The following is a 20,032-nucleotide window of genomic DNA, read 5'->3' on the forward strand; positions in this document are numbered from 1 at the left end:
AACCATGATCATTAATAACGTCAAACTGGTGCTGGAAAACGAAGTGGTTACGGGTTCGATCGAGGTTCAAGATGGCGTGATCCGCACCGTTGCCGACAGCGATAGTCGTTTACCCGAAGCGCTAGACGGCAACGGTGGCTGGCTTCTACCTGGGCTAATTGAATTGCACACCGATAATCTCGATAAGTTTTTTACTCCGCGCCCCAAAGTCAGTTGGCCAGCGCATTCAGCCATGAGCAGCCACGATGCATTAATGGTTTCCAGCGGCATTACTACCGTACTCGATGCGGTGGCGCTCGGTGATGTACGCGACGGCGGCGACCGTTTAGACAATCTGGAAAAGATGATCAACGCAGTGATCGATAGCCAGCAACGCGGAGTGAATCGTGCTGAGCATCGTCTGCACCTGCGTTGTGAACTTCCGCATCACAGTACGTTGCCGCTGCTTCAACAGTTGATTGAGAAACGTGGCGTCTCTCTGGTTTCGCTGATGGATCACTCCCCCGGTCAGCGTCAGTTCGTCAATCCGCAAAAATACCGCGAATATTTCCAAGGCAAATATCATCTCAGCGATGAGCAGATGGATACCTATGAACGCGAGCAGTTAGAAAACGCCGAGCGTTGGTCACAGCCTAATCGACATGCCATTGCTGAGCTTTGTCGCTCACGAGGTATCGCACTTGCCAGCCATGATGATGCCACCGAGGCGCACGCAGACGAATCACATAAACTGGGCAGCGTGATAGCCGAATTCCCGACTACCGCCGAAGCCGCGCATGCGTCACACCAGCGCGGTTTACAGGTCATGATGGGAGCCCCCAATATCGTGCGTGGTGGCTCGCATTCTGGGAATGTCGCCGCTCACGAGCTCGCCTCATTGGGCGTGCTGGATATCCTCTCTTCTGACTACTACCCCGCAAGCCTGCTTGATGCCGCATTCAGCGTAGCAGCCTGCGACAGCAATGCGTTTACGCTGCCGCAGGCTATATCCTTAGTGACGCGTAACCCAGCCAAAGCCCTCGGGTTATCCGACCGTGGCATACTGGCTGAAGGCAAAAGAGCCGATCTGGTGTTAGCACAGCGTCATGGCGAGCACGTTCATGTCAATCATGTCTGGCGCGAAGGCATACGGGTATTCTGATGGGAAAATTAATTTATCTGGTTGGCGCATCGGGATCGGGTAAAGACAGTTTGCTGCAGGCGCTACGCAAGCAGCAAACCATCCCACTGCTGGTTGCGCATCGCTATATCACTCGAGCCTGCAATGCAGGCTCTGAAAACCATATTGAGCTGAGTGAAACCGAATTTATGCAACGCCGGAGCCAAGGGCTTTTCGCGCTAAACTGGCAGGCTAACCAGCACTACTATGCACTGGGAATCGAAATCGATCAGTGGTTGGCACAGGGGATTAACGTGGTGGTGAACGGCTCACGTGCCCATCTTCCTTTCGCACGTGAACGCTACGGTAACGCTATGCTGGCGGTTTGCTTACAAGTTTCTCCTAACATACTCCGTCAACGGCTACAGGCTCGAGGACGTGAAACTCCTCAGCAAATTGAGCAACGTTTACAGCGAGCGAGAGATTATCAGCTAGCTGAAAACGCGGGTTGCTACTATTTGAACAATAATGATGGCTTGTCCCACACGGTTCAGGCTTTTTTACGCTTGATGGTTGAAACGACGCCCGTATCCGTTTCAGCATAAATTAGAGGCACTTTCATGTCTGACATTATTTTACGCCCCGCCACCGCGTTGGATGAAGCCGCCGTTTACCGGTTAATTTGCGAACTGGAACAGTGTGAATTTGATTCTGTCGCCTTCGCCAAAGGCTATGCGATGAATTTGGCTAATCCACATGTGCACTACACCTTAGCCACGCGAGGTCATGAGATACTGGGTTTTATCGGTATCCATCTGCAATACCATTTGCACCATGTGAACTGGATTGCTGAAATTCAAGAACTGGTTATCTCACCGCAGGCTCGCGGCGCTGGTGTTGGGAAAGCGCTATTGCGCTGGGCGGAGAATATCGCCTGTGAATTAGGTGCAGAGCAGATCGAGCTGTCTACCCGCGCGACACGCCACGACGCCCACCGTTTTTATCTGCGTGAGGGCTATCTACATACCCACTTCCGTTTCGTTAAGCCGTTGTCGGAGCTGTAGCAATGAGCACTCTCAAGCTGACGTTTTTAGGCACCGGCGGTGCACAACAAGTTCCAGCTTTTGGCTGCGAATGTGCAGCCTGCCTGCGAGCCCAGCAGCAACCGTCTTATCGACGAAAACCCTGTAGCGCGATGCTGGAATATAACGGCGCGCTCACGCTGCTTGATGCCGGCTTACACGATCTCACTGAACGCTTCACGCCTACACAAATTAGCCAATTTCTGCTGACGCATTATCATATGGATCACGTCCAAGGATTATTTCCGTTACGTTGGGGAATGGGGGCGGCCATTCCAGTTTATGGCCCCCCAGATGAACTGGGCTGCGACGATTTATTCAAACATCCGGGGATGCTTGATTTTAACCATCGGTTGAACGCATTTGAGCCATTTTATTTACAGGAGCTGCAGGTGACGCCGCTGCCGCTCAATCACTCCAAGCTGACATTTGGCTATCTTCTGGCAACGCCCGATCGCCGCATTGCCTATCTGACAGATACTGCCGGATTACCCGAGTCCACGTTAAACGTCTTACGCCACCAGCCACCGGAAATCATCATTATCGATTGTAGCTATGAGCCACGGGCTTTCACTCCGAAAAATCATAACGACCTCAATACGGTGGTTGAATTACAGAAAGAGATTGGCTGCCAGAAAATATGGCTGACACATATTAGTCATCAGTTCGATTTATGGATGATGGAAAATGCGCTACCCAAGGGGATTGAAGCGGCCAGAGATGGGTTAACGCTGACCGCAAAAGCTGACGGGTATGACTACGCGTATTTTTGAATCTGCTCGGATTCAATAATCTGCAAACGATACGGCGGTGGATTACGCGCTGATTTCAACATCGCCATAGCAACGGCCGACGCTTCAACCGCCTTCCACTTTTCAGGTAGCAGCTTAAAGATAGGCTCCGAAATCTGTTCTAACAGTCGTGGTTTAGAGCGTCCGCCCTGTAACATCGAAGGACGCAAAATCGTTAAGAATTGCCACGCCTGTAGCTCTAGTGCCTTTTCCATTTCCCCTTTAGTGCGGCTATAAAGGAATGATGACTCTGGATTCGCACCTAACGCGCTCACCACCACATAGTGCTGGCAACCATTTTTCAACGCAACAGAGCCACATTCAACGACCAACGTATAATCAACGTAGCGAAACGCAGCATCACTGCCAGCATCTTTGCGCGTGGTGCCTAAACAGCAAAACGCGATATCGATCGGGGTCGTCCATGTTGCCATCGTGGCACAGAGATCGTCTGCAACTGGATTCACCAGTTTTTCTGATGGCGGCAGTGGCTTCCGCGTTGGGGCATATATCTTGCTGATGCCCGGATCTTGCTCTAGAAGTTTGAGTAGTTCACTTCCGACCAAACCGGTCGCGCCTAACAATAAAGTTTTCATCCGTTATCCTCCCTCTCTTGAGTATAACGCTAGAAAAGCAGAGGGTATGAACTTCAGACATTAAGTTTCAGTGATACATATCTAAGTATTGTGACATCTAAACCGATGAAGCTGGATTATTCTTATTCGGGATCCCTCTCCCAGTGAATTTTCTTAGCAAAACCCAGTTTGTTGTCCGTCATTTTGATCTGATGAAGCGAAAGCTGCCACACCGGCGCAGACATGAGCCTCGCCGCCGGAAACTGTTGATAATAGAGACTACGCGCGCGCTGTTCCTCTTCCCCTTGCAATTGAACCGCCTCGCCAGAGAATTGTAGGCCACGAATCAGCGCAATGGTTTTAGTTTGGTGTGCGATGGTGCCAGCAACCTTAGGATTATTGAGCAGCATCCCACCATGGCGCGTGCGGGTTTCAGTCATAAAATAGAGCGCCATCCGCACCTCATCAAACACATAAAAGCAGTTAGCGCACCACATCTCGCCTTCCCAACAGGTCGCTAGCGTGAGCACATGCTGAGCATTCAAAAAGCGGCAAATATGCTCTTTATCGGTTGTCATTCGTTGGCCTCACAAGATCCTTTGATGGAGGGTATAATGCCATAAAGACGTTAATTGGCCTTACCCTAATGACCACTGAACCGCACGAAACCCTCTGGTATCTCTATCTAATCCGAACCGCTTCTGGTGCGCTTTATACCGGCATTACCACCGACGTGGAGCGCCGGTATCAGCAGCATCAAACAGGGCGAGGAGCCAAAGCATTGCGCGGCAAGGGACCGCTGCAGCTGGCATTCAGCGACTTAGTCGGTGAACAAGGACAGGCGTTGCGGCTAGAACATCGGATTAAGCAACTGAATAAAAAGCAGAAAGAAAGATTGGTTGCTGAAAAACCAGCATTACTAGAAGTATGGTTAGAAGCTATCTTGAGCGGTAAATCGGCAGTTTCAGGCAGACATCTTAGTTCAACGCAACTGTCTGCAAAACAAACAACTAAGCAATAAATCTTATAAATCAAGACGTAAACAACCTACTCCACTTCGGCAATTTGCATTTGCTCTACTGGTGAAGTCATACGTTCTCGTTATTCTTTTTTAGCGGTGCCCTGGTGAGGCGAAATCAGCATTTCCAGACAGAGCAGCCCTAGCAGATAACTTTTATAAGTTAAGCTGGTTTCTTTTAACTCTGTCACAGTCAATATAGACACTTTTGTCCCTTGTAGGAACGGGTGAAAACCACTCTTGTAACACGTTAAGGAAAGTGATATTAAACGTGGTTTAATTTAATTAATTAGTTTCGTATTTAATTATTCACATGCAAGGGTATATTTCATAATGAAGATCAATGTTACGGATGCACCAAACCCACAGGATGAAGAGTATGTGATTGACAGTCTTTGGGCTCATAACAGCAAAACCGAAGCCGTCGATATCCATCCATTATTTTTGACCGTTACCGACGATAATGGAGAAATCGTTGGTGGGCTGGTAGCAAGAACGTGGTGGGGAGGGCTTGAAGTTCAATATCTTTGGGTTAGCGATAAATATCGTAAATGCGGATATGGCCGTCAGTTAATGGTAAGAGCGGAGGCAGAAGCATCAAAACGCGGTTGCCATATGGCTTATGTTGATACTTTCGATTTTCAGGCCAGAGGATTTTATGAAAAATTAGGCTATCGCGTTTATGGTAATTTAGACGGTTATGCAAAAAAATTCACACGACACTACCTAGCTAAAGAAATTTAACCCTTCGTTGCGCGGTGAGGTTGAAATGGATTTGCCCGAAAAGAATAATGAAATTTATTTCAAGGGCCTCATTGCCATGATGGAACACCTGAGTGAGCCATGGGGCATTAAAGATCGCCAATCCCGCCATATCTATATGAACAAAGCGGCTTATCTCTATACCAATACGCCATTAGACTTTGATATTGAAGGTAAGCTGGACAATGAGTTTCCTGCTCATTGGGCTGAATTCTCACCTGAATTTATCGAGCATGATAAAAGAACTGAGGAATCTCAAGATCGCGTTACCGTAATAGAAACGCATTATTGGTATGGGAAAGATTTCCTCATGCCATTTATTAGCGAGAAGCTGCCCATTTATAATGATAAAAAAGAATTAATTGGTGTGATGTGGAACGCCAAACCGCTTAATAGCTTATCGCCGCTTAAATATATAAATCATCAAAAGCCAAGTATTCTAACCACCGAAACTAATAGTGAGACTTTTACCCGTGCGGAGCTCGACGTTATATTCCTAATGCTACAAAGGCTTTCAGTGAAAGAGATTGCAAAAATATATAACATCAGCACCAAAACAATAGAAAACAGAATCTATACGATTTATCAAAAATGTGACGTCCATACACAGCAGCAATTTGAGGAGTTCTGTCAATTTGAGCAATTGGACAACTATATTCCTGACAGACTGGTAGCAAAGGGAATTCAGTTTATCTAAACCCTAAATAATTTAAGTTGTAGGTACCCCATATGCAACTTTAAATATGACGGGAATAAACCATAAAAGGCATACCTTATCGTGATCAAAATTGAAGATTATCCACTGAGCAGAGTGCCACAGGATAAAAGGGTTTCATTTTTAAGCGTCGCTATCGTTCATATGGGCATGTTGACCGCGCTGGATCAATTCATGCTTGGCGCTGTACTCGGTAACTCCATGACATTGACTGATGCGTTTACCGCCATCCTCATCGGCAGCGTTATATTTGGAATTGTGACCTATGGTCTTGGGCTGGCGGGAATGCGCGAAGGGATCTCCGGTAGTCTATTAGCGAGATGGTGCGGCTTTGGACGCTTGGGCTCGGTGCTGATCGGGGTAGTTGTTGCCGTCAGTTTACTTGGTTGGTTTGGGATACAAAACGCTATTTTCGCTAAATCACTGGATTTTGCCCTTAACCATAAATTGGGCTTTGGCTGGGCGGCGGCTTTATCTGGTAGCTTTTTGACGATATTGGTCGCATTTGGTTTCAAGGCATTGCGCATTGCGGCAAGAATAGCAGTACCCATGTTTATTTCACTGGTAGCGTATATTTCCTTTAATGTTTTATCTGGACATAACCTGCCTGAAATCATGCAGTTATTGCCTCCCGGTGAACCCATTTCAATTAGCGCAGGTATCACTATCGTTGTCGGCGGCGCCATTGTGGCGAGCCTGATGACTCCCGATCTAACGCGTTACTCTAAAAATCGTAAACATGTATTAGGCGTAACGATTTTAACCATTGTTGCTGGTGAGTTTATCATCAACGGGCTGGCCATTTTGATCGCCAAGACGCTAGGAACAGCTGATGTTGTGACTATTATGGCTCAGGCTGCGGGTGGTGCTGGCCTGTTAGTCGTGGTGTTCTCAACGCTGAGGGTGAATGACCTTAACCTTTATTCTTCGTCGCTGGGCATTGTGAACGCTGTCGAAGGGCTAACGGGTAAAAAACTCAAATATATCTCAACGACGTTAGTGATTGGCATCCTTGGAACCACGCTTTCCGTGCTAGGTATACTGGATCGGTTTGTTGATTTTTTAACCGTACTCGGCGTGGTATTCCCACCGATCATCGGCATCATGCTGGTCGACTATTTTGTGGTGCGCTCTCACCGTAAGATTTTGGATCTGAGCCGGTCAGAAGGAAAGCTGCCAGATGACGTTCAAACGCCTGCTATTGGCTGGATAGCCATTATCGCCAGCATTGTTGGCAGTATTGTTGGATTGGTGACTGAATGGGGAATTCCGACTATCAACTCATTGCTTGCCGCCAGCCTGATCTATTGGTTGGCCACGTTGGCTGTCAATCGCAGCCAAAAAACCGTTGAACCTGAAAAGGCGCTGTAGTGAAATTTGTAGTGCAATAACGGTGCAATAAATACGCGGATACTCCCAGCTATGGGGGTATCCGTAGAAAAACACTTTATCTAGAACGTGGTGGACTCACCACGCCCAAAAGGCGCTGAGTATTCCACCACGCCTTTGCAATTCTCCATTTCACCACCGGCTAATGGATACACCAAAAAGGAGTCCTCAGTGCCTGGCAGATGGCTACGTAGCCCTTGCTGAGCGGCGTTCTGGAAACCAAAGCGAGAGAAATAGGCCGGTTCACCGAGTACAACGACAGCCGAATAGCCAAACTCATTCAGAGAATCTAGCCCCTCATAAATGATCTGTTCCGCAAGTCCTTGACGGCGATGAGCTTCATCAACCACGACCGGAGCCAGCCCAACGCATTGGCGATCTTCACCATCGACGTAAACGGGACTGAACGCCGCATAGCCAATCACACCGCCCTCTTCATCAGTCGCCACGACGCCTAGCGTCAGCAGACCATCTTCGCGCAGGCGATGCACTAGCTCAGCCTCTTCGCTCGAGGGAAACGCGTTGCGTAGCAGCCGGTCAATACCTGCAGCATCAACAGGAATTTCAACGCGGATTAGCATGGTGAAACCTCTTGGGTAGCGGACGTAGATACTTCTTTCATTCCAGCATCAACAAACTCTGCCAACTGTAGCAGACCAAACCGTAATGGTTTAGGCATTGCATCCAAATCTATCGCATCCATCAAGTTTTTGACATATAAGCCAAGCTCAGTATCACCTTCAATGCGTAAACGACGTTGGAAAAACAGCGTATCAGGATCTTCCTTGCGCGCAGCAATCAAGATTAAGTCGTTAGCATCGGCGCTGAAACTCACGTCAGCATCCTGATGTTGGCTCACTTGCAGCTTGCCTTCGTTTACGGTGACAAACCACTTAAGGCCGAGATCGCGCACTTCAACTTTCAGCCAACGCTGTTCCAGAAACTCTAATTCGTCATCTGCGAGCGCCTGACGAAATTGCCAGCCAAGCAGTTGTTCCAGCACCTGCCGTTGTAGAGCAAACGGCGTGAATTTTAACGGGACGCTTAAAAACGCCGGACCTTGACGCACTAAACGTGCTCGTAATTGTTCCAACACTGGAGTGACTCCTCATAATACTGGTTGTTGGTATTTTGCCACATCAGCAGCACAAGACCGCGCGCTATATCAACAAAATGCACCCTTATTAGCCAAGTAAGTCGATAGGCCAACAAAAATTTGGATAAAGAATAACCGTCGTGTTGCTGCTGTCAACACACGAGAAACTGCCTCAAATCAAAACAGCCGATGAATGGGTTCTCTAGAATGATCGCCATTAAAATTATCACTCAGGGTTCAACCGATCACCTGTTGTCATTAATTGCCACTCATCGCTACCGTGGCCCGTTCAGGAATGATATATGGAGTTGCTTTGCCCCGCCGGAAATTTGCCTGCTCTGAAGGCAGCTATTGATAACGGCGCAGACGCCGTTTATATCGGCTTAAAAGATGATACTAACGCTCGCCATTTTGCTGGCCTGAATTTTACTGAGAAAAAGCTCCAAGAAGCCGTGAGCTACGTGCATAACCATAAACGTAAGCTGCATATCGCTATCAATACGTTTGCTCATCCTGATGGCTACGCTCGCTGGGAACGAGCCGTGGATATGGCAGCACAGTTAGGCGCCGATGCACTTATTTTAGCCGATCTCGCCATGTTGGAATACGCGGCAGAGCGCTACCCACAGGTTGAGCGCCACGTTTCTGTGCAGGCATCGGCAACGAATGATGAAGCCATTCGTTTCTACAAACAACACTTCGATGTTTCGCGCGTGGTATTGCCGCGTGTGCTGTCAATTCATCAGGTGAAACAATTGGCTCGCACTAGCGAAGTACCGCTGGAGGTTTTTGCTTTCGGCAGCCTGTGTATCATGGCTGAAGGCCGTTGCTACCTCTCCTCTTATCTCACCGGTGAGTCACCTAATACCGTAGGTGCCTGCTCTCCGGCTCGTTTCGTTCGCTGGCAGCAAACGCCACAGGGAATGGAATCTCGCCTTAATGATGTCCTGATTGACCGCTATGAAGAGGGTGAAAACGCAGGCTATCCAACGCTGTGTAAAGGGCGTTATTTGGTCGATGGCGAGAAATATCACGCGCTGGAAGAGCCCACCAGCCTAAATACGCTCGAACTGCTGCCCGATTTGATGGGCGCGAATATTGCCTCAGTGAAGATTGAAGGACGTCAACGTAGCCCTGCCTATGTCAGCCAAGTGGCAAAAGTATGGCGTCAAGCCATTGACCGTTGTCAGAAAGATCCTGAGGGCTATAAAGCAGAACAGAGCTGGATGGATAGCCTTGGCGCGATGGCTGAAGGCACCCAAACCACGCTGGGTGCCTATCACCGGAAATGGCAGTAAGGAACAAAATCGTGAAATATTCTTTAGGGGCCGTGCTCTATTACTGGCCAAAAAATGAAATAGAAACTTTTTATCAGGCTGCCGCGCAAAGTGAAGCTGACATCATTTATCTCGGTGAAACTGTGTGTTCAAAACGTCGTGAGATGAAAGTTGCCGACTGGTTGGATGTGGCCAAGCAAGTAGCGCACTCAGGCAAGCAGGTGGTGATCTCTACTCTGGCGCTGTTGCAAGCGCCCTCCGAGCTTAATGAGCTGAAGCGCTATGTCGAAAACGGCGATTTTTTAATTGAAGCCAACGACTTAGGCACGGTGAATATGGCCGCGGAGCGTAAACTGCCGTTTGTAGCCGGCCACGCGCTGAACTGCTACAACGCGGTCACCTTGCGTCTGTTACAAAAACAGGGAATGGTACGTTGGTGTATGCCGGTTGAACTCTCCCACGACTGGCTGAAAAACGTGATGGACCAGTGTGAAAGCTTAGGCATTCGCAATAAGTTTGAAGTGGAAGTTCTGAGTTACGGGCACCTGCCACTGGCCTATTCCGCACGCTGCTTTACCGCCCGTTCAGAAGATTTGCCGAAAGATCAGTGCGAAACCTGCTGCATTAAATACCCCCAAGGACGCCGCGTTTTATCACAGGAAAATCAGCAAGTTTTCGTGCTTAACGGTATTCAGACACAAAGTGGCTATTGCTATAACCTCGGCAATAATCAGCTAGAAATGCAGGGATTAGTTGATATCGTACGCCTATCTCCGGAGAGCATGGACACGCTGAATGTGCTAAGCCAATTCCGTGCTAACGAGCGAGGGCTTGAACCACTAACGTTGGAAAATCGCGCCGACTGTAACGGGTACTGGCAACGAGTCGCTGGCTTAGAGTTAATACAGTAAGTTTTTATATTGTCGTAAAAATGGGAGCCTCGGCTTAATGCTGATCGTTTAAGAGATCGAGATACACGGGGCTAGCACACCGCGGGGCGCTCCGGCAGCTAAAGCTGCTACGACCCCATCGGTGCACTTCCCCTAAAATCACGCTTAAGTGACCGGCATTAAGCCTCGGCTCCCATTTTAAAAGGCTTCAAGTCGTTACCTGTTATGAGGCTTTCTTTGCCATTATCTCAATAATCTGAGTGTCGGTTTGCTGCATGGAATGGCAGGCCAGAGCACAAAGGTTGGCAATAGAGCGGTCCACATCGTCGGTTACAATCCCTTCATTCCCCGTCACACAGCTATCATCTAACGCCATCAGCACCGCTTTGTAGGCAGCCGAAACGCTGGTCGAAACCTTCATGGCACAGCTGTTAGAAGCTCCATCGCAAATCATACCGCTAACATCACCGATCATGCTGCTAATCGCCATCGCAACCGGTTCATAACGGCCTTCAATCAGCCACGCAATCCCAGCAGCAGCGCCCATCGCCGCCGTTGTCGCCGCGCACAGCGCTGACAGGGTAGGCAACTGGCTATGGATGTATATCGCGGTCAGGTGCGATAACATTAAAGCTCGAGTCAATTGCGCTTCATCCGCACCAAGATATTCAGCCACTACGACAACAGGCATCGTGGCAGTGATTCCCTGATTACCAGAGCCTGAGTTGCTCATGGCTGGCATCACGGCGCCTCCCATACGTGCGTCAGACGCAGAGGACGTGCGAATCATAATATCCGACAGTAGATCACGAGCCAATAAACCACGGTCACGTTGGCGCTGGAGCGTTGCACCAATGTGCAAACCATACTGCTTGCTCAATCCTTCCAACGATAGCGCCTTGTTTAACGTCGCAGCCTCCAAAATAAAATGGATGCGTTCTAGCGGGACATTAACGGCAAAATCGAATACCTGACGTAATGATGCTTTCTTCAGACAATACCCTTCCGCACAAGGCGCATCAGAGGATTCATCGGAGTGCAGCCGTGCGTCAAACAGCACTTCACCGTTTTTCACAATTTTAATGACGTTGGTATGCCCATCAGCAATGGTGACACAGGCCGATTCCGTTGCACCCAACACTGTGACCTGAGAAAACAGAATATGCTCACACGGCTGTTGAATAGAAACCGACACACCCCCACTAGCCAGAAGAGACTTCCCTGCCTCAACGGCCTGTGGCGTCGCATGTTTGAGCACTTCCAATCCTGCTTTGGGATCTCCCCCGGTCGCTCCAACTGCCGCGGCGATCGGGAGGCCGACCATCCCAGTACCTGGGACTGTCACCCCCATACCATTTTTCATTAGGTTAGGAGATACGCGCGCTTCGATACGCTCAACAGGCTCAGGAAGATATGAAGCGGCAATAGCAGCGGCCAGAGCCAAAGATACCGGCTCGGTACAGCCCACAGCTGGCTTGACTTCCTGCTGTACCGCACGGATAAACTCATTCCACAATTCATCACGCGATTCGGTACACAACAGATTTTCGCTTTCATACTTGCTCATAATTCAGACCTTAATAACAAGACTACAAAAATATTCAGTTTTTAACTTATTAGGAGAATGCTAGGAATGGAGACACACATAGCAGCAATCCGGTAATAATGATAATGGTGAGTGAAGTACCTTTGTATTTATGTAGAGCGGGTACTTTGTAGACTAAATAAGCCGGAATCAAACATCCGACCATCCCAAAAATAGGGCTGCAAATTGAAGTAAAGCTTAATACTGGCGCATTCAGAATAATTGCACTCCATGCCAATAAAATGGCAAACAGCATAATTCCGTTTTGTACCCATTTCTCATTGATCTTTTCAGCCGGCATACGACGACGCAGGATATTCATAACAATGCCCTGAGTCGCTTCACGGAAGCCTAAATAAACACCAAAGAAAGCAGTCATGACCGCAAAGATATTTAAAATAACGCTAACCACGGTCGCCCAGCTACCAGGAAAGAACTGCGCTGCAATCGCCAATGCTGAAATATTCTGCTCATAGGCTTTAACTGCTTCGTCATGCCCCATCGCTAAGGTGAAAGAAACTGCGTAAAAGAATACTGTGACAAATAAAACACCAAAGGCAATATTCATCGCTCGCAATGCTTTAAAACGAGCAACCTCACGCGATTTCTCTTTAGAACGGTATGAGATCACCATCGGACTCAGCGTTTGAATAAACAGGATAGACGTCAAAGTAAACGGCAGCGTGATAATCGCGTTCTTAATGAGCAGTCCCATCGGCGGCAAAGAGCCCACGTTATATAAATGCCACATGCCCACCATGGATACGCCTAACGCGGCTACGACCAACAACTTGGTGAGAACCATAAAGCTAGACAGTTTAAATAAAAGCTTTTCGCCCCGTGAAGAGATGGCAACCAAAATGCAGATAAGGACTAAACCATAGAATGGGTTTTCAGAAAGTAGTCCATCTGTTACGCCAAAAGTGTGTAAATATGAAGCGCTATCGTTGGTAATCGCTGTGGAATAAACAAACATCCAGATAACCAACATAACAAAATATAATGCGCCTAATAATATCCCCCAGTTTTTACCTAAGTATCCGCTAATAACACTAGGATAATCTTTACACTCTGGTGATTCCGCTAAGGTGTTAATGAATAAGCGCTGAAACAAATACATCGCTGGATAGCCAATAATGGATGAGAGTAAGAATACCCATAAACCCATCAGCCCTACCTGTACGGGTAAAAATACAATACCCGCGCCAATAGCCATCCCGATGCTCATAATAATCCAACCGGCATCAGTGCTATCAAACTTTGTTGCTGCTTTCCATTCGCTTTCTGTCATTCCTCCACGACTATCTGAAGGATAATCATTAACAACGACACTGCTATTCTCTGTTGCGGTTTCCATAATAGCTCTCGCTCGCAATATTATAAGTGTAGGTTTTATTTTCTTTTTAATGTACAGACGTAATTTGCAGGCTTTTTTATTATGCAAAAATGATACGCTGCTCTCTGGAGAATATTTTTTCAACTCACACCCAAGTAACGGCACGTTGCGAGAAAAATTTTCTACCAAAAGAGGATAACACTAAAAATTTTGACTCCCAGATAGCTACTTTATGAAATCCATAACTTGGGATACACCCTGATATCTACAATATGATGAATTTAAAAGATATTTTATCTTATGCGTCTTTTTAACTGATGTAACGTAATCGCCACTGGGATAATTTTTGTGAAGTCCAGCAGATTACCCTTAGTAGAAAATCAAAGAACAAAACCTTACTAACATGATGGACATCACATCTCTAGCAAGGCAAAACAGCCATTCAGCACAACCATCTTTATTTTGTTATAAAAATGAAATCAAATAGAATCTTAAACTGCATTTTCTCTCATAGCTTCATAGACCTCTCCTCCAGATAACGTTGCTTTCGCTGTAGCACGCATTAACACAGCCAGCTATTGATTAATTATCACATACGATTAACATCAACCTAAAAACCAGACCGATTGGTCTATTTATAGGAATCATGTGATGGCTGCCAAAAACGTACCTTTTTCAGTTCTCGATCTCTCCCCTATTCCCACAGGAGCAACGGCTCGTGATGCTTTTCATCGCTCATTAAGTCTGGCCCAACACGCTGAAGATTGGGGATACCATCGTTATTGGCTGGCTGAACATCACAACATGACAGGTATTGCCAGCGCCGCCACTTCGGTGCTGATCGGCTATATCGCAGGAGGAACTCAAACTATTCGCGTTGGGTCTGGTGGTGTCATGCTGCCTAATCATGCTCCCTTAGTTATCGCAGAACAATTTGGCACGCTGGAATCACTTTATCCCGGCCGCATAGATTTAGGGTTAGGCCGAGCTCCAGGCTCAGACCAGCGCACCATGATGGCGTTACGCCGTAGCCTGCATGGCGAAATTGATGATTTTCCGCAAGATGTCGCTGAGCTACAGCGTTACCTCGGTGAAGTGGCCGCAGGACAGCATGTGCAGGCAGTTCCGGGACAGGGTTTACATATTCCTATCTGGCTTCTAGGTTCTAGCCTCTATAGTGCACAACTCGCCGCAAAACTCGGACTGCCTTTTGCTTTCGCCTCACATTTTGCTCCGGATATGCTTCATCAAGCGCTGGCCATGTACCGCAGCCAATTTCAGCCATCGAAGGCATTAGCGCAACCGTACGCTATTGTCTGTATCAACGTGGTTGCAGCAGACAACGAGCGCGATGCACGCTTCCTGTTTACCTCGATGCAGCAGCAGTTCATTAATTTGCGTCGAGGAGAACCAGGGCCGCTCCCCGCGCCGGTAACAGATATCTCAGCCTATTGGAGCGCGGGTGAACAATACGGCGTGGAGCAGGCGCTTAGGATGTCAGTAGTCGGCGATCCACTGCAGGTGAAAAGCGGATTGGAAGCTCTGCTAAGAGAAACACAGGCGGATGAAGTGATGGTTAACGGGCAAATTTTCGATCATCAGGCTCGTTTACGCTCCTTCGAAATTGTTGCTGAAATCAAACAGCAGCTCAACGCAGCCGAACGTATCAGCTAAGGTGCATTGCGCACCTTAGCTGAAAGGAAATTAGCGCTGAATGAGATAGCGAATGGTCGGTCCATCCTGTTGGATATCAAGTACGGTATAACCGTGATTTTTGGCATCCAACGGGATGTTGTTGATCGACTGTGGGCAATCGCTAACCACTTCGAGAATTTCACCCACTTTAAGGTTTGGCATCGCTTCAAGCGTTGCCACCGCAGGATAAGGACAAGGCTCCCCTACCATATCCAAACGATAATCTGGAACGATATCTGTAGGTTTCATGCAATCTCCTTAACGGCGTTATTTACCTGATTTTTTGTACGGAAGAAACGTTTTTCCCATGCAACGACCAGCAAAAATGCGGCCAGCAACATGAGGTAAGTCACAAGCAAACCACCCAGTGGACCAAAGGTTTGCAGCAGGTTGATTTTATCGTAGGAGGTCGCTAGCGACGGAGCCAGATCGTCCCAGTAGTACGCAAGAATGGTCGCTCCCACAATATTGCCAAGCCCAACCCACCAGAAATGCACCTGTCCTTCGACGGCACGATACATCCAGCCCGTTTCACAACCACCGGCTAACACAATACCAAAACCAAACAGCACACCGCCGATTATTGCATTGGGGCCAGCCCACATAATTTTTGGCGCGAGTCCCATTTGTACATAACTGAAGATACCGATAGCACTCACCGCCATCCCGATAATAATCGCTTTCGCCATATGAGTTCGGCCGGTGATCCACAGGTCACGGAATGCCGAAGTAAAGCAAATCTGGGCTCGCTCAATCAGCAACCCAAAACCAACCCCAAATAACATGGCGAGACCGAGCTTAGGCGCATTCATCGCGGTTAATCCGCCCCATGCAACTACCGCAAAGAAGATAATCATCCCTAAGCGGAAGCGTCGTTTAGCTTGGTCAGGCTTCTGAGTCAGTGGAGAGGCTGCGCTGACCTTTTGCAGTTTGACCGGAATGCGAAACATCGGTAGCAGCGTAAAGCGCGCGCCAAAATAAGAGCCGACCGCAGTCGCTAGCGCGAAAAACCATGCATGCAGCGAAAACTGTGGAATGCCAGTGAAGAAGGCCGCGAGGTTACACCCCATAGCCAAACGTGCGCCAAAGCCTGCAATCATGCCGCCTAGAATCGCCTGCAGAATTCGGATGCGGTGCTGCGGCATACGAAGTTTAACGTTGTTGGCCCATAACGCGGCGGCGAAGCAACCACCGAACATACCGATGATCATCATGCCGTCAATGCGCTCCAGAGGCGAGCCTTCAAGGCCGATGACTTTAAAATAGCCCCACTGTTCTGGATGTGCACCAAATAGCTGTAATACATGCCCACCCCAGCGGGTGAATTCGCCGGTTACCGCCCAAAAGGTGCCAGTAATACCAAAATAGTAAGTTGATAAAATCCCCGCAGCGATAACCGCAGGGAGCGGAGCCCAGAATTTTATTAGATATTGTTGTTTGAAGTTTTGCCAAGACATGAATTATCCCCTTGTGATTACAGCCCCCGACCGGGGAACTGTCTTGAGGTTGTGAACCTCAATCGCCAAGCATCATACGCCGATAAAACGTATTTCAAAGGCAAGAAACAAGCTGAGCAATGAAGAACCATGCAATAAGCCACCACGGGGGATAATAGGCATAAAAAAAGCCAACCCTGAGGTTGGCTTAGTCATTGAGTTCAGAACAGCGTTATTACGCGTCGTTAGTAGTACGACGACGTGGCGGCTGTGCTGCATCATCACGGCGTGGGCCGCGCGGTGCTGCGCTACGATCGCTGTTACCGCGACGGTCGTCACGACGAGGTGCGCCATCACGTCCACCGAAGCTGCGACGCTCGCCACCGGCACTACGGCCACCGCGATCGCCTGCAGGACGTTCGCGACGAGGTTCACGTGCTGGAGCATCACCCATCAGCTGCATATTCAGCGGCTTATTGAGGATACGGGTACGGGTGAAGTGAGACAGCAGATCACCTGGCATACCTTTTGGCAGCTCGATCGTTGAGTGAGAAGCAAACAGCTTAATGTTACCGATGTAACGGCTGCTAATATCACCTTCGTTAGCGATAGCACCAACGATGTGACGAACTTCAACACCATCATCACGACCCACTTCGATACGGTACAGTTCCATATCGCCAGCATCACGGCGTTCACGACGTGGGGCGCCTTCACGGGCTTCACGTGGCTCACGGTCACCACGACGAGCGAAGCGATCGCCACCGCGTTCATTGCGATCGTCACGGTCGCGGAATTCACGACGTGGACGGCGTTCCATAACCGGATCGGGTGGCAGGATCAGCGGACGTTCGCCCTGTGCCATTTTCAGCAGTGCTGCGGCCAGAGTTTCCATATCCAGTTCATCTTCCGGCTGCAGTTTAGTCAGCAGATCGCGGTATTTATCCAGATCGCTGCTTTCCAGTTGCTGCTGAACTTTAGCGGCAAACTTAGCCAGACGACGTTGACCCAGCAGTTCTGCGTTAGGGATTTCAACTTCTGGAATGGTCAGCTTCATGATGCGTTCAATGTTACGCAACAGGCGACGTTCACGGTTCTCAACGAACAGCAACGCACGACCAGCGCGGCCAGCACGACCAGTACGGCCAATACGGTGAACGTAAGACTCGGAGTCCATCGGGATGTCATAGTTAACAACCAGACTGATACGGTCCACGTCCAGACCACGTGCAGCAACATCAGTTGCAATCAGGATATCTAAGCGACCATCCTTCAAACGTTCTAGAGTCTGCTCACGCAGCGCCTGATTCATATCACCGTTCAGAGCGGCGCTGCTGTAACCACTACGTTCCAATGCTTCAGCAACTTCCAGAGTCGCATTTTTGGTACGTACGAAGATGATTGCAGCATCAAAATCTTCAGCTTCAAGGAATCGAACCAGCGCTTCGTTTTTACGCATCCCGAACACAGTCCAGTAGCTCTGGCTAATGTCTGGGCGAGTCGTAATGCTAGACTGAATGCGTACTTCCTGAGGCTCTTTCATGAAGCGACGGGTAATACGACGAATGGCTTCAGGCATAGTTGCAGAGAACAGCGCAGTCTGATGCTGTGCAGGGATCTGCGCCATGATGGTTTCAACGTCTTCGATGAAGCCCATACGCAACATTTCGTCAGCTTCGTCCAGAACCAAACCACTCAGGTTAGACAGGTTCAGGGTGCCACGCTTCAGGTGGTCTAGCAGACGACCAGGAGTACCCACAACAATCTGTGGTCCCTGACGCAAAGCACGCAGCTGTACGTCGTAGCGTTGGCCACCGTACAGAGCAACAACGTTTACGCCGTTCATGTGTTTAGCGAAGTCAGCCATCGCTTCAGAAACCTGAACCGCCAGCTCACGAGTTGGAGCGAGAACCAGCACCTGTGGTGCTTTCAGGCTTGGGTCAATATTGTGCAGCAGCGGCAAAGAAAACGCTGCAGTCTTACCGGAACCGGTCTGAGCCATACCCAGAACGTCACGGCCATTTAAAAGGTGAGGAATACATTCCGCCTGGATTGGAGACGGTTTTTCATAGCCCAGATCGGTCAGGGCTTGGATAATTGGTGCAGCTAACCCTAGGTCAGCAAAAGAAGTTTCGAACTCAGCCATGTACACGTGCCTCATTGATGGCGGCCAGTCTACATAACTCGTCTAGAAAATGGACAATGATTTTCATTGAAAAGTGTGAACCGGCTCAAATTAGATTAAATAACGAACAAAAAGCCCTCACCTCAAAGAGGTGATAAAGCAATTAAAAATATAGGCGTAGTTGTTCGTCAGCTATTGCTGGTCCGATTCTGATAGGTCGTCTTGCTCTTGGCCCAAAAGCGCCAATTCCAACAGTGCATAGCGGTGCTCAACGAAGTTATGTACGTTGTTGGCAACCGTCAGTTTGAACAGCGCAGAGGCACTGCTCTTGTCCCCCAGACTCAGGTAATGTTTACCTAAATAGAAGTCAGTTTCACTGAGATGCTCAGCGAGCGAAGTGTTATCCGTTGCATCTTCCTGTAAGCGTGTCATCAATGTTTTCTGATTGATGGTGCCCAGGTAGAATTCGACAATATTCCATCCCCATTGATTCCTGTTCGCCTTGTTATATCGCTGTTCCAGCGAGGCAGTGGCTTTCTTTGGATCGATTTCACGTTCCACAAGGTAAAGCCATAACGAACGGAATGGATCATTGGGATCGTCTTGATAAAACGCCTGCAGATCATCCTGCGCTAACGAGTATCGACCACCGTAATACAGTGCGATGCCTCGGTTTAAACGCGCGTAGTTGTAAGTTGGATCAAGCTCTAGTACAGAATCAAACGCTTCATAGGCGGCATCAAAATTGCCAGCCTGCGTTAAGTAAATCCCCAGATAGTTAAAAACTTCTGGCATATCAGGACGAATAGCCAGCGCTTGCGAAAAATCGTTACGCGCTAAAGCTCTCAGTCCTAGACTATCATACAGTACTCCGCGCTCATATAAAAGCTGTGCGCGTTCATCATCTGTCAATGCACGACTCGCGAGGATCTGTTCCATGCGTGCCAGCATGACTTCCTGTTGCAGCGAAGGCTGTAACGGAATTGCTAGTACTTCGTCTTTACGCCAATCAAGGTTGCTGCATCCTGCCAGCAGAATTGCTGTCGCAACGTAACACCAGCGCAAGATAGGCTTCATTTCCCAACTCCCGAAGACCAACATCGGATTGATTTCCTATCATCCAATAAGCAAAACACATCCTGTGTTTGCGTAATAAACGGC

22 protein-coding genes are annotated in these 20,032 nt (G+C 48.5%); 11 read left to right on the forward strand and 11 right to left on the reverse strand.

Going from position 1 to position 20,032, the window contains the following annotated elements; translation table 11 throughout:
* Positions 1-4 precede the first annotated feature (4 nt).
* From phnM to phnP, 4 genes are read left to right on the forward strand one after another with little or no spacing between them, the layout of a single operon-like run.
* On the forward strand, positions 5-1,141 hold the full coding sequence (gene phnM / locus M988_RS17585) for an alpha-D-ribose 1-methylphosphonate 5-triphosphate diphosphatase (protein ID WP_061059240.1): 1,137 nt from the start codon (positions 5-7) through the stop codon (positions 1,139-1,141).
* A complete protein-coding gene (gene phnN, locus M988_RS17590) occupies positions 1,141-1,704 on the forward strand; it encodes a ribose 1,5-bisphosphokinase (protein WP_008814900.1) in 564 nt (187 codons plus the stop codon). The genes phnM and phnN overlap by 1 nt, the downstream gene beginning before the upstream one ends.
* 15 nt (positions 1,705-1,719) lie before the next feature.
* Positions 1,720-2,163: an aminoalkylphosphonate N-acetyltransferase gene (gene phnO, locus M988_RS17595; RefSeq protein WP_008814899.1), complete on the forward strand. Its 444-nt coding sequence runs from the start codon at positions 1,720-1,722 to the stop codon at positions 2,161-2,163.
* 2 nt (positions 2,164-2,165) lie between these two features.
* Positions 2,166-2,954 (forward strand): phosphonate metabolism protein PhnP, encoded by a 789-nt coding sequence (phnP, locus tag M988_RS17600; RefSeq protein WP_008814898.1) that lies wholly within the window; start codon positions 2,166-2,168, stop codon positions 2,952-2,954.
* Here phnP and M988_RS17605 read toward each other — a convergent pair.
* Together M988_RS17605 and M988_RS17610 are read right to left on the reverse strand one after the other, a co-directional pair.
* Entirely contained in the window at positions 2,939-3,568 is a 630-nt protein-coding gene (locus M988_RS17605; RefSeq protein ID WP_064575162.1) for an NAD(P)H-binding protein, read from the reverse strand. The genes phnP and M988_RS17605 overlap by 16 nt on opposite strands.
* 122 nt (positions 3,569-3,690) lie before the next feature.
* On the reverse strand, positions 3,691-4,125 hold the full coding sequence (locus M988_RS17610) for a YhbP family protein (protein ID WP_008814897.1): 435 nt from the start codon (positions 4,123-4,125) through the stop codon (positions 3,691-3,693).
* A gap of 68 nt (positions 4,126-4,193) precedes the next feature.
* Between M988_RS17610 and M988_RS17615 the strand changes: the two genes are divergently transcribed.
* From M988_RS17615 to M988_RS17630, 4 genes are all read left to right on the forward strand, one after another.
* The gene (locus M988_RS17615) at positions 4,194-4,568 is read left to right on the forward strand and encodes a GIY-YIG nuclease family protein (RefSeq protein WP_064575163.1); all 375 of its coding nucleotides are present in this window, start codon (positions 4,194-4,196) and stop codon (positions 4,566-4,568) included.
* Positions 4,569-4,898: 330 nt separating this feature from the next.
* Positions 4,899-5,309: a GNAT family N-acetyltransferase gene (locus M988_RS17620; RefSeq protein WP_008814895.1), complete on the forward strand. Its 411-nt coding sequence runs from the start codon at positions 4,899-4,901 to the stop codon at positions 5,307-5,309.
* Between the two features lie 25 nt (positions 5,310-5,334).
* Positions 5,335-6,024 carry a helix-turn-helix transcriptional regulator gene (locus tag M988_RS17625; RefSeq protein ID WP_004093744.1) on the forward strand — a complete coding sequence of 230 codons (690 nt, stop codon included), beginning with the start codon at positions 5,335-5,337 and terminating at the stop codon, positions 6,022-6,024.
* An 81-nt stretch (positions 6,025-6,105) separates the two neighbouring features.
* Positions 6,106-7,413: a cytosine permease gene (locus M988_RS17630; protein ID WP_064575166.1), complete on the forward strand. Its 1,308-nt coding sequence runs from the start codon at positions 6,106-6,108 to the stop codon at positions 7,411-7,413.
* A gap of 80 nt (positions 7,414-7,493) precedes the next feature.
* On the opposite strand, the gene M988_RS17635 is transcribed toward M988_RS17630, so the two are convergent.
* Both M988_RS17635 and ubiT read right to left on the reverse strand, forming a co-directional pair.
* Complete coding sequence (locus M988_RS17635) at positions 7,494-8,012, reverse strand: GNAT family N-acetyltransferase (RefSeq protein ID WP_064575168.1); 519 nt, start codon at positions 8,010-8,012, stop codon at positions 7,494-7,496.
* Positions 8,006-8,527: a ubiquinone anaerobic biosynthesis accessory factor UbiT gene (gene ubiT / locus M988_RS17640; protein WP_008814892.1), complete on the reverse strand. Its 522-nt coding sequence runs from the start codon at positions 8,525-8,527 to the stop codon at positions 8,006-8,008. Before ubiT ends, M988_RS17635 begins: the two co-directional genes overlap by 7 nt.
* Positions 8,528-8,829: 302 nt before the next feature.
* On the opposite strand from ubiT, the gene ubiU reads away from it, so the two are divergent.
* The gene (gene ubiU / locus M988_RS17645; RefSeq protein ID WP_008814891.1) at positions 8,830-9,825 is read left to right on the forward strand and encodes a ubiquinone anaerobic biosynthesis protein UbiU; all 996 of its coding nucleotides are present in this window, start codon (positions 8,830-8,832) and stop codon (positions 9,823-9,825) included.
* An 11-nt stretch (positions 9,826-9,836) separates the two neighbouring features.
* Entirely contained in the window at positions 9,837-10,715 is an 879-nt protein-coding gene (locus M988_RS17650; RefSeq protein ID WP_008814890.1) for a U32 family peptidase, read from the forward strand.
* A gap of 202 nt (positions 10,716-10,917) precedes the next feature.
* On the opposite strand, the gene M988_RS17655 is transcribed toward M988_RS17650, so the two are convergent.
* Together M988_RS17655 and M988_RS17660 are read right to left on the reverse strand one after the other, a co-directional pair.
* A complete protein-coding gene (locus tag M988_RS17655; RefSeq protein ID WP_174705381.1) occupies positions 10,918-12,234 on the reverse strand; it encodes an L-cysteine desulfidase family protein in 1,317 nt (438 codons plus the stop codon).
* Between the two features lie 76 nt (positions 12,235-12,310).
* Positions 12,311-13,636 (reverse strand): SLC5/6 family protein, encoded by a 1,326-nt coding sequence (locus M988_RS17660; protein WP_008814888.1) that lies wholly within the window; start codon positions 13,634-13,636, stop codon positions 12,311-12,313.
* Positions 13,637-14,266: 630 nt separating this feature from the next.
* Between M988_RS17660 and M988_RS17665 the strand changes: the two genes are divergently transcribed.
* On the forward strand, positions 14,267-15,289 hold the full coding sequence (locus tag M988_RS17665) for a luciferase-like monooxygenase (RefSeq protein ID WP_064575170.1): 1,023 nt from the start codon (positions 14,267-14,269) through the stop codon (positions 15,287-15,289).
* Positions 15,290-15,319: 30 nt separating this feature from the next.
* Here M988_RS17665 and yedF read toward each other — a convergent pair whose 3' ends face one another.
* From yedF to nlpI, 5 genes are all read right to left on the reverse strand, one after another.
* Positions 15,320-15,559, reverse strand: a complete 240-nt coding sequence (yedF, locus tag M988_RS17670; protein WP_008814886.1) for a sulfurtransferase-like selenium metabolism protein YedF — start codon at positions 15,557-15,559, stop codon at positions 15,320-15,322.
* Complete coding sequence (yedE, locus tag M988_RS17675) at positions 15,556-16,767, reverse strand: selenium metabolism membrane protein YedE/FdhT (protein WP_008814885.1); 1,212 nt, start codon at positions 16,765-16,767, stop codon at positions 15,556-15,558. Before yedE ends, yedF begins: the two co-directional genes overlap by 4 nt.
* Positions 16,768-16,981: 214 nt before the next feature.
* Positions 16,982-18,892 carry a DEAD/DEAH family ATP-dependent RNA helicase gene (locus M988_RS17680; protein WP_008814884.1) on the reverse strand — a complete coding sequence of 637 codons (1,911 nt, stop codon included), beginning with the start codon at positions 18,890-18,892 and terminating at the stop codon, positions 16,982-16,984.
* Positions 18,885-18,959, reverse strand: a complete 75-nt coding sequence (yrbN, locus tag M988_RS23390; RefSeq protein WP_102961607.1) for a protein YrbN — start codon at positions 18,957-18,959, stop codon at positions 18,885-18,887. The genes M988_RS17680 and yrbN overlap by 8 nt, the downstream gene beginning before the upstream one ends.
* A gap of 104 nt (positions 18,960-19,063) precedes the next feature.
* On the reverse strand, positions 19,064-19,948 hold the full coding sequence (gene nlpI, locus M988_RS17685) for a lipoprotein NlpI (RefSeq protein ID WP_008814883.1): 885 nt from the start codon (positions 19,946-19,948) through the stop codon (positions 19,064-19,066).
* Positions 19,949-20,032 lie beyond the last annotated feature (84 nt).

Origin of the sequence: Hafnia paralvei ATCC 29927, from assembly GCF_001655005.1 — a bacterium.
GTDB classification, from domain to species: domain Bacteria; phylum Pseudomonadota; class Gammaproteobacteria; order Enterobacterales; family Enterobacteriaceae; genus Hafnia; species Hafnia paralvei.

Bases quoted from the DNA above. Each gene is read 5' to 3' on its own strand.
- M988_RS17615 (WP_064575163.1), top strand. From the start codon at position 4,194: ATGACCACTGAACCGCACGAAACCCTCTGGTATCTCTATCTAATCCGA.
- M988_RS17620 (WP_008814895.1), top strand. From the start codon at position 4,899: ATGAAGATCAATGTTACGGATGCACCAAACCCACAGGATGAAGAGTAT.
- M988_RS17625 (WP_004093744.1), top strand. From the start codon at position 5,335: ATGGATTTGCCCGAAAAGAATAATGAAATTTATTTCAAGGGCCTCATT.
- ubiU (WP_008814891.1), top strand. From the start codon at position 8,830: ATGGAGTTGCTTTGCCCCGCCGGAAATTTGCCTGCTCTGAAGGCAGCT.
- phnN (WP_008814900.1), top strand. From the start codon at position 1,141: ATGGGAAAATTAATTTATCTGGTTGGCGCATCGGGATCGGGTAAAGAC.
- phnP (WP_008814898.1), top strand. From the start codon at position 2,166: ATGAGCACTCTCAAGCTGACGTTTTTAGGCACCGGCGGTGCACAACAA.
- M988_RS17610 (WP_008814897.1), bottom strand. From the start codon at position 4,125: ATGACAACCGATAAAGAGCATATTTGCCGCTTTTTGAATGCTCAGCAT.
- M988_RS17680 (WP_008814884.1), bottom strand. From the start codon at position 18,892: ATGGCTGAGTTCGAAACTTCTTTTGCTGACCTAGGGTTAGCTGCACCA.
- yedF (WP_008814886.1), bottom strand. From the start codon at position 15,559: ATGAAACCTACAGATATCGTTCCAGATTATCGTTTGGATATGGTAGGG.
- M988_RS17660 (WP_008814888.1), bottom strand. From the start codon at position 13,636: ATGGAAACCGCAACAGAGAATAGCAGTGTCGTTGTTAATGATTATCCT.
- M988_RS17605 (WP_064575162.1), bottom strand. From the start codon at position 3,568: ATGAAAACTTTATTGTTAGGCGCGACCGGTTTGGTCGGAAGTGAACTA.
- yedE (WP_008814885.1), bottom strand. From the start codon at position 16,767: ATGTCTTGGCAAAACTTCAAACAACAATATCTAATAAAATTCTGGGCT.
- phnM (WP_061059240.1), top strand. From the start codon at position 5: ATGATCATTAATAACGTCAAACTGGTGCTGGAAAACGAAGTGGTTACG.
- nlpI (WP_008814883.1), bottom strand. From the start codon at position 19,948: ATGAAGCCTATCTTGCGCTGGTGTTACGTTGCGACAGCAATTCTGCTG.
- M988_RS17665 (WP_064575170.1), top strand. From the start codon at position 14,267: ATGGCTGCCAAAAACGTACCTTTTTCAGTTCTCGATCTCTCCCCTATT.
- phnO (WP_008814899.1), top strand. From the start codon at position 1,720: ATGTCTGACATTATTTTACGCCCCGCCACCGCGTTGGATGAAGCCGCC.
- M988_RS17635 (WP_064575168.1), bottom strand. From the start codon at position 8,012: ATGCTAATCCGCGTTGAAATTCCTGTTGATGCTGCAGGTATTGACCGG.